This is a genomic window from Flavobacterium sp. (genome assembly GCF_035456085.1).
GTDB lineage: Bacteria > Bacteroidota > Bacteroidia > Flavobacteriales > Flavobacteriaceae > Flavobacterium.
This window is the reverse complement of sequence record NZ_DATIDY010000150.1, coordinates 1-8,547: the sequence shown is the minus strand read 5'-3', so window position 1 is coordinate 8,547 and position 8,547 is coordinate 1. Positions and strand designations below refer to the sequence as shown.

Annotated in this window: 7 protein-coding genes; 4 read left to right on the top strand and 3 right to left on the bottom strand. The window is 33.0% G+C overall.

The features are described 5' to 3' along the window. Window positions 1-141 precede the first annotated feature (141 nt). Window positions 142-1,545 carry a dihydrolipoyl dehydrogenase gene (gene lpdA / locus VLC96_RS11960; RefSeq protein WP_325263196.1) on the top strand — a complete coding sequence of 468 codons (1,404 nt, stop codon included), beginning with the start codon at window positions 142-144 and terminating at the stop codon, window positions 1,543-1,545. 113 nt (window positions 1,546-1,658) lie between these two features. Here lpdA and VLC96_RS11955 read toward each other — a convergent pair whose 3' ends face one another. After that, window positions 1,659-2,036 (bottom strand): DoxX family membrane protein, encoded by a 378-nt coding sequence (locus VLC96_RS11955; RefSeq protein WP_325263195.1) that lies wholly within the window; start codon window positions 2,034-2,036, stop codon window positions 1,659-1,661. A 127-nt stretch (window positions 2,037-2,163) separates the two neighbouring features. Next, window positions 2,164-2,538 (bottom strand): DoxX family protein, encoded by a 375-nt coding sequence (locus tag VLC96_RS11950; RefSeq protein WP_325263194.1) that lies wholly within the window; start codon window positions 2,536-2,538, stop codon window positions 2,164-2,166. Between the two features lie 327 nt (window positions 2,539-2,865). Here VLC96_RS11950 and VLC96_RS11945 point away from each other — a divergent pair, with 327 nt between their 5' ends. From VLC96_RS11945 to VLC96_RS11935, 3 genes are all read left to right on the top strand, one after another. After that, window positions 2,866-4,152, top strand: coding sequence for an anthranilate synthase component I family protein (locus tag VLC96_RS11945; protein ID WP_325263193.1), 1,287 nt, complete (start codon window positions 2,866-2,868; stop codon window positions 4,150-4,152). A gap of 154 nt (window positions 4,153-4,306) precedes the next feature. Then, complete coding sequence (gene tilS / locus VLC96_RS11940; RefSeq protein WP_325263191.1) at window positions 4,307-5,617, top strand: tRNA lysidine(34) synthetase TilS; 1,311 nt, start codon at window positions 4,307-4,309, stop codon at window positions 5,615-5,617. Beyond that, window positions 5,617-7,665, top strand: coding sequence for a protein-disulfide reductase DsbD family protein (locus VLC96_RS11935; protein WP_325263189.1), 2,049 nt, complete (start codon window positions 5,617-5,619; stop codon window positions 7,663-7,665). The genes tilS and VLC96_RS11935 overlap by 1 nt, the downstream gene beginning before the upstream one ends. Window positions 7,666-7,946: 281 nt before the next feature. Here the strand turns inward: VLC96_RS11935 and VLC96_RS11930 are convergent. Further along, window positions 7,947-8,547, bottom strand: a 601-nt coding sequence (locus tag VLC96_RS11930) for an ammonium transporter (RefSeq protein ID WP_414655571.1), incomplete at its 5' end; no start/stop codon positions are given.

The following is an 8,547-nucleotide window of genomic DNA, read 5'->3' as shown; positions in this document are numbered from 1 at the left end:
AGTTTTTGTTATTGTATTTAAAGTGTTTATCCGTAATCATTGTCGAAATCGTTATAATTCGAACAAAAAACCTTAAACTTTAAACTTTAAACAAAACTTTATTCCTTATTTTTGCAACACTAAAAATAAAAATCAAATACTATGAGTTCATTTGACGTAGTCATTATAGGTTCTGGGCCAGGCGGATATGTTTCAGCTATTCGTTGTGCACAATTGGGTTTCAAAACGGCGATTATTGAAAAATATAGTACTTTGGGAGGTACTTGCTTGAATGTTGGATGTATTCCTTCAAAAGCATTGTTGTCTTCTTCGCATCATTACGCTGAAATTAAACATTTTGCTGACCATGGAATTGAAGTTTCTGGTGATGTAAAAATTAATTTAGAGAAAATGATTGCACGCAAACAAGCAGTTGTTGACCAAACATCGGGAGGAGTTAATTTCTTGATGGAGAAAAATAAAATCACTGTTTTTAATGGTTTAGGATCTTTTGTTGATGCTACTCACGTGGCTATTGCTAAAGCTGATGGAACATCAGAAACTATTGAAGCTAAAAATATTATTATTGCTACAGGTTCAAAACCATCTTCTTTGCCTTTTATCAAAATTGATAAAGAAAGAATCATTACTTCTACCGAAGCTTTGGCTCTTAAAGAAGTCCCAAAACACCTTGTAATTATTGGTGGTGGTGTAATTGGTATCGAATTAGGTCAAGTATATTTACGATTAGGAGCAGAAGTTTCGGTTGTAGAATTTATGGACAGAATTATTCCTGGAATGGACAGTTCTTTGTCTAAAGAATTGACTAAAGTGTTGAAAAAGCAAGGAATGAAATTCTACACTTCTCACAAAGTGCAATCAGTTGAAAGAGCTGGTGACGTTGTAACTGTAAAAGCTGAAAATGCAAAAGGTGAAACGATTACTCTTGAAGGAGATTATTCATTAGTTTCGGTTGGTCGTCGTCCTTATACTGATGGATTGAATGCTGACAAAGCTGGTGTTAAAATTTCGGATAGAGGACAAGTGGAGGTAAATGATCATTTGCAAACTTCAACTCCAAATATTTATGCGATTGGTGATGTGGTTCGTGGAGCGATGTTGGCTCACAAAGCGGAAGAAGAAGGAACTATGGTTGCTGAAATCTTGGCCGGTCAAAAACCACATATTGATTATAATTTAATTCCTGGTGTAGTTTACACTTGGCCAGAAGTTGCTGCTGTTGGACAAACAGAGGAGCAATTGAAAGCTTCTGGAGTTGCATACAAGTCAGGAAGTTTTCCTTTCAAAGCATTAGGAAGAGCTCGTGCTAGCGCTGATTTAGATGGCTTTGTAAAAATTCTTGCTGATGCTAAAACCGATGAAGTTCTTGGTGTACACATGATTGGTGCCAGAACTGCCGATTTGATTGCTGAAGCTGTTGTCGCAATGGAATACAAAGCATCTGCTGAAGATATTTCAAGAATGTCTCACGCACATCCAACTTTTGCGGAAGCAGTAAAAGAAGCAGCATTAGCAGCTACAGATAATAGAGCTTTGCATGTATAACTAAAGGTTAAAGTTTTAACTTTATAAATAAAAATTGAAAACCCCAATAGATATTAGATTCTATTGGGGTCTTTTATTTAGGACTTAATTCTACAAGGTTAAGTTATAAGAAGTTAATTAGCAACAAATAATCCTTTATAAACATCCCATTTGCTATAAATCAAAAATATATTTCCAACTAATAGAAATACTGCCGTTGGAATACCTTCTGGTGCCAAACAAATATGTGTGAAAAGAATATTAATTGAAATCGGCATTAAAAGAATATTTGCAATTCGAGTGAATTTGCCAGTTATAAAAGCTAATCCGCAAAGAAGTTCTACTGTTTTTACCAATGGCATTAAATAACCAGAAGCTTTGATTCCATCATTAAAGGTTTTCATATCGCCTGTTAAAACGGGCTCAGGAAACAAATGAAAAAAAAAGCCAATAGAAGCAAAAAGCAATAATAAACCAATAAGCGAACGAACAATAATAGTAGCAATTTTCATAGTTTTCTTTTTTGTGATTTAGGTTTTATTTTTAATAGGTTACTCAAATGTAATATTTTTAAAATAAAAAAGTCATCTCTATATGTATTTTCGAGATGAGTATGGTTGTAAAAAAACTGAAATAAAATTAAGCTTTAAATAATGGTTTGTAATTTTTCCAATAGCTGTAAATTAAGAATAAATTACCAAGAAATACGAAGAGAGCCAATGGTAACCCATTTGGATTTAGGAAAAAGTTTAAAAATAAAATGTTGATGCTCACTGGAAGGACCATAAGATTTGATATAGTAACGTATTTGCCAGCAACATATGAAATTCCACATAAAAGTTCGATTGTCTTAACCATTGGCATTAAATAAACCGAAGAAATTAAACCTAATTGGAAAGCTTTAAAATCTCCAGTTGTCGAAAGATCAGGCAATAAATTAAAAAAATAAGCAAGAGCTACTAAAATTAGTAATAAACCAATCACTGTGCGGATAAAAAAAATTGCAGTTTTCATATTTTTCTATTTTTTTTGGTTAAATGACTAAGTGAGATATCGTAAGGTTGTTGCCGTAGTAGTGATAGCACCTTTCCATTCATTTACCATTGATAGTTTTCGAAGAGAGAAAACTAAGTCCACATCTTTATAACAAATTTAGTTAAATTTTTTCGTATTATTTACTTTACAGGTACTTATAATGTTATTAATATCTTAAAATTGAGTTGTTTATGATTTGTCCTTAAGTCTTTATTTTGTACAAAATTGAGTTGTGATTTTGTAAAACTTCTTCTTGAGATGCGATTTTTTTTATTGTAATTTTGAAGTCCATAAACAGATTAATTTTTGAGAACTTCCATTTACAAATTTATTGAAGACCCAATAGCGTTCAAGCAACAACTTGTGAGTTGGGGACAACAATTTCGTGAAATAACTTTCTTGGATAGTAATTCGTTTTCCGACGAATATTCCAACTTTGATTGTGTATTGGCTGTTGATGCTTTCACCTCAATAAAAACAGATTATCACAGTGCTTTTGAAGATTTAAAACAATACCAACAAACCACCAAAGATTGGTTATTCGGCTATTTGTCTTATGATTTAAAGAATGATGTAGAGCATTTGGAATCGAATAATCATGATGGTTTGGATTTTGCTGATTTGTTTTTTTTTCAACCTAAAAAAATATTTCTGCTAAAAGAAAATCAACTCGAAATCCAGTATCTCAATATGTGTGACGATGAATTGGAAGACGACTTTTCGGAAATCCTCAATTATACCAATTCCAATTCTATAGCTTCAAATTCAGTTGAAATTCAACAACGTATTTCAAAGGAAAGTTACCTAGATAAGGTTGCTAAATTGCTAGAACATATTCATCAAGGAGATGTTTATGAGGCTAACTTTTGTATGGAATTTTTTGCTGAAAATACCAAAATTAATCCTTTGGAAAAATTCCTAAAGCTCAACGAAATTTCACAAGCACCGTTTTCAGTTTTTTTTAAAAACAACAAACAATTTCTGCTTTCAGCTTCTCCGGAGCGATATTTGAAAAAAGAAGGTGAGAATCTTATTTCGCAACCAATAAAAGGAACTTCCAAACGATTTGCAGATCCTGTTGAAGATGAAATATCTAAAAACAGTTTGTCATTAGACCCAAAAGAAAGATCAGAAAATATAATGATAACCGACTTGGTGCGAAATGATTTGTCTCGTACTGCTCAAAATTCAACTGTTGAAGTAAAAGAACTTTGCGGAATTTATTCATTCCTGCAAGTGCACCAAATGATTTCGACGATCACTTCCAAAATGGATTCAAAATATGCTCCAGTTGATGGACTCAGAACTACTTTTCCGATGGGGAGCATGACTGGTGCACCCAAATATGCAGCGATGAAAATCATCGAAGAACTTGAGGAAACCAAACGTGGATTATACAGTGGAGCAGTTGGTTATTTTACACCAAATGGAGATTTTGATTTTAATGTGGTCATTCGAAGTATTTTATATAATTCAGCCCATCAATATGTGTCTTTTTCCGTTGGTAGTGCGATAACTTCATTGTCTGTTCCCGAAAAAGAATACGAGGAATGTTTTGTCAAAGCCAAAGCAATGTTGGAGGTTTTACAATAGAACGGAGTTGCTAAGTTTTCTGAGTTACTAAGCTTCTAAGCTTTTTTGTTTAAAATTTTAAAATTTTAAAAAATCACATAATTATACAGGTCATTTAGTCCAAAACTTAGTAACTCAGAAACTTAGTAACTTAGCAACTTTAAAAAGAAAGTAAATGAAAAATACACTTCAAAATTATATCGAAAAAGAGATTCCTTTTTTGAGTCAAAAGAAGCTGTTACTTGCTGTAAGCGGTGGTTTAGACAGTATGGTTTTATTGCATTTATTTAAAGAATTGCAATTTAACATAGCCATTGCGCATTGTAATTTTCAACTTCGTGGAGTGGAAAGTTTTGGTGATCAAAAATTCATTCAAGAATATGCAGATGCTAATGCAATTCCGATTTATGTAACACAATTTGATACAGAGACTTTCGCCAAAGATTATAAATTTTCTACTCAGGTTGCAGCCAGAGTTTTGCGATACAATTGGTTTTATGAATTGCTTGAAGAGGAAAAATTCGATTATATACTCACGGCACATCATGCTGATGATAATCTGGAAACTTTTTTAATCAATTTAACGAGAGGAACTGGATTGGAAGGACTAACAGGAATTCCTGTTCAAAATGACAAAATCATCAGACCGTTACTTTTTTTAACCCGCAATGAAATTCTGGATTATGCTAAAGCAAATGATATTCAGTGGCGAGAAGATAGCAGCAATGCTTCGGATAAATATGTGAGAAATAAAATCCGTCATCATATAATTCCGATTTTGAAGGAGTTGAATCCTAATTTTATGGCTTCATTTTCAAAAACCGAAAGTTATTTGCAAGAATCATTAAATATGGTCGAAGATGCGGCTTCGATGATCTATCAGCAAGTAGCAGATGAGGTTGGCGATCAGGTTCATTTCGATTTAAACCAGTTATTAAAATTGCCAAATTATCAATCGTATTTGTATCAATGGTTGAAGGATTATGGATTTACAGCTTGGGAAGATATTTGTGATTTGGTGCATAGCCAATCAGGAAAACAAGTATTTGCTGCTGATTTTAGATTATTAAAAAACAGAGATTCATTGATAGTTTCTCCCATTAATCAGGAAGAAATTTTAGAGGGATTTAGTATAGATGAAAATCAAACAGAAGTTAATATTCCCTTAAAATTACGATTAAGCAAAGTTGATAATATTTCGATTGATTCAAATAAAACTATCTTTGTTGATGCAGATTTACTCAATTATCCATTAATAATTCGAAAATGGAAAGAAGGCGACAGTTTCAAGCCTTATGGGATGAATGGAAAATCTAAAAAAGTCAGTAAGTTTTTTAAAGACGAAAAATTGTCATTAATTGACAAAGAAAATACCTGGCTTTTATGTTCAAATAATCAAATAATATGGATAATTGGATTACGTTCAGACCATCGATTTAGAACTGTAAATACAACAAAAAATATACTTAAAATAGAATTATTATAATGAAAAAACTACTTTTTATACTGCTTGCTTTTTTGTCCATTGTTAAAGTTAATGCACAGATACTTGATCCTGCAAAGTGGACAACGGCAATTGAAAAGAAATCGGAAACCAATTATGTTTTAACGTTTAATGCGGTAATCGAAAAAGATTGGCATTTGTATTCACAATTCACTCCTGATGGTGGACCATTGCCTTTGGAAATTATTTTTAAAGACCAAAAAGGGAATTATGAATTGGTAGGCAAAGCCAAAGAAAGCAAAACAACTACGGCTTTCAATGATATTTTTGGTGTTAATGAAATATTTTTTCATGATAAAGCTCAAATTCAACAGGAAATTTCGATTGTAAATCCAAAAATTACAACGATTAAAGTGGATTTGAATTACCAGATTTGTAAAGAAGTATGTATCAATCTGGAAAAGAAATTTACTTTTAAAATACCTACAGCTGCAACAAATGCAACCGTTGATGTTATTCCTGCGGCAGTTACTAAGCAAGATGGCACTAAAATAGATACGGCAACTATAGCTCCAATAGTAACAAGTCAAGATTCTTCTGTAATATCAAAAGATACGCCCATTGTTGAAACTAAAGCTGTCGAACAACCAAAACCGGCATCAGAAAGAGGTTTGTGGTCTATTTTCTTCATTGCTTTTTTCTCCGGGTTTGCAGCATTGTTAACACCTTGCGTGTTCCCGATGATTCCTATGACTGTGAGTTTTTTCACCAAACAAAGCAAAACAAAAGCAGCTGGAATTAGAAATGCCATTATTTATGGAATTTCAATTATCCTGATTTATGTTTTATTGGGATTTGTGGTTACGGCGGTTTTTGGTGCCGATGCGCTGAATGCATTATCGACCAATGTGTATTTCAATATTATATTCTTTATTTTATTAGTTGTGTTCGCAGCTTCATTTCTTGGTGCTTTCGAAATTATGCTGCCAAATTCATGGGCAAATAAAGTAGACAGTCAAGCGGATAGAGGCGGAATTGTTGGAATTTTGTTTATGGCGCTTGCTTTGGCAATTGTTTCATTTTCTTGTACGGGACCAATTGTGGGAACCCTTTTGGTTGATGCAGCGTCCAAAGGCGGAATTGCACCTATTGTTGGAATGTTAGGATTTTCATTAGCATTAGCTTTACCATTTATGTTATTTGCAATGTTCCCAGGCTGGTTGAATTCTTTGCCTAAATCAGGTGGTTGGTTGAATACCGTTAAAGTGGTTTTAGGCTTCTTAGAATTAGCTTTAGCCTTCAAATTCTTATCAAATGCAGACTTGGTATTGCAACTGCATTTATTAGAAAGAGAAGTGTTTTTGGCGATTTGGATTGCAATTTTCGGAACCTTAGCATTTTATTTATTTGGAAAAATTTCTTTGCCGCATGATAGTCCTCTAAATCATATCTCGGTCGGAAGATTGTCTTTGGGGTTATTAGTTTTGTCTTTTACTATTTATTTAATTCCTGGTCTTTGGGGAGCGCCACTTAAACTAATTAGCGCATTTCCTCCACCAATGGAATATAGCGAAAGCCCTTATGGTGTAAATGGTTCAAGTGCTGTAAATACAACTGCAACAGTTTTGCCAGCAGGTGCGAAATTTGGTCCACATCAAATTGTTGTTTTTGATGATTATGATAAAGGATTGGCTTATGCTAAAACAGTAAACAAACCAATTATGCTCGATTTTACTGGATTTGCTTGCGTGAATTGCAGAAAAATGGAAAACAATGTTTGGTCTAACGAAAAGATTCTTCCGATTCTAAAAAATGAAGTAGTTTTAATTTCATTATACGTGGACGATAAAAGAGAATTGCCAAAAAGCGAACAGTTTATTTCGAAAACAACTGGTTCAGAGATCGAAACGATTGGAGACAAATGGACTGATTTTATGATTTCAAAATACAATACCAATACGCAACCCTTGTATGTTTTGACTGATTTACAAGGAAATAATTTGAATATTAAACAGCCAACAATAAGTTATGTTGGTGTAGCAGAATATGAAGGCTGGTTGAAAGCTGGAATTTCTAATTTCAAAAAATAATATTATTTTAAAAAAAAATAAGGTTTTATCCTAACAGGTTTTCAAAACCTGTTAGGTATTATATCTATTTAATTGCTCAAAGTAGATATTACAAAAGTTTCTAAACAACTTTTAAAAACCTAATCAATTTAATTTCTATTGCACAGATAATTAATAGCCATTAAACTATAATTGGTATTAGTTTTAAAACTAACCTAATATTGATTTACAGTGTTTTAATAAAAAAAACACTCTAAAATAAATCTTAGAGTGTTTCAAGGAGGGAGTTAGAAATTTAATCTTTATAAAAATTCTCCGTGTTGAGAGATGTCTAATCCTAGTTCTTCTTTTTCTTCACTAACTCGTAAAGGAGTAATTTTATTTACAATAAAAAACAATAAATAAGAAATGGAGAAAGCGAATATAGAAACAATTATTAATGCTTTTAATTGTGTTAAAAACAAAGTAGCATCACCAAAAATTAAACCTTGATTATCGCCAACAATTGGATTTATCGCTTTGGAAGCAAAAACACCAGTTAAAATCATTCCTACCATACCGCCAACACCGTGACAAGCAAAAACATCTAAGGCGTCATCGATTTTTCCTTTAGGGAATTTACTAACAACAAGGTTGCTAATAACTGCAGCGATAATTCCAATTGCTATAGCGTGTGGAATGCTTACAAATCCTGCAGCTGGGGTAATGGCAACCAATCCAACTACAGCACCAATAGAAGCTCCCATTGCCGAAAGTTTATGGCCTAAAATTTTATCCAGAAATACCCACGCCATAGCAGCAGCAGCAGCAGCGACAGTAGTAGTTCCCAAAGCTTGAGCAGCAAGACTTCCTGCTCCAACAGCAGATCCGGCGTTGAATCCAAACCATCCAAACCATAATAAG

Coding starts and splice junctions, on each gene's coding strand:
- VLC96_RS11935 (WP_325263189.1), top strand. CDS start 5,617: ATGAAAAAACTACTTTTTATACTGCTTGCTTTTTTGTCCATTGTTAAA.
- VLC96_RS11955 (WP_325263195.1), bottom strand. CDS start 2,036: ATGAAAATTGCTACTATTATTGTTCGTTCGCTTATTGGTTTATTATTG.
- VLC96_RS11950 (WP_325263194.1), bottom strand. CDS start 2,538: ATGAAAACTGCAATTTTTTTTATCCGCACAGTGATTGGTTTATTACTA.
- lpdA (WP_325263196.1), top strand. CDS start 142: ATGAGTTCATTTGACGTAGTCATTATAGGTTCTGGGCCAGGCGGATAT.
- tilS (WP_325263191.1), top strand. CDS start 4,307: ATGAAAAATACACTTCAAAATTATATCGAAAAAGAGATTCCTTTTTTG.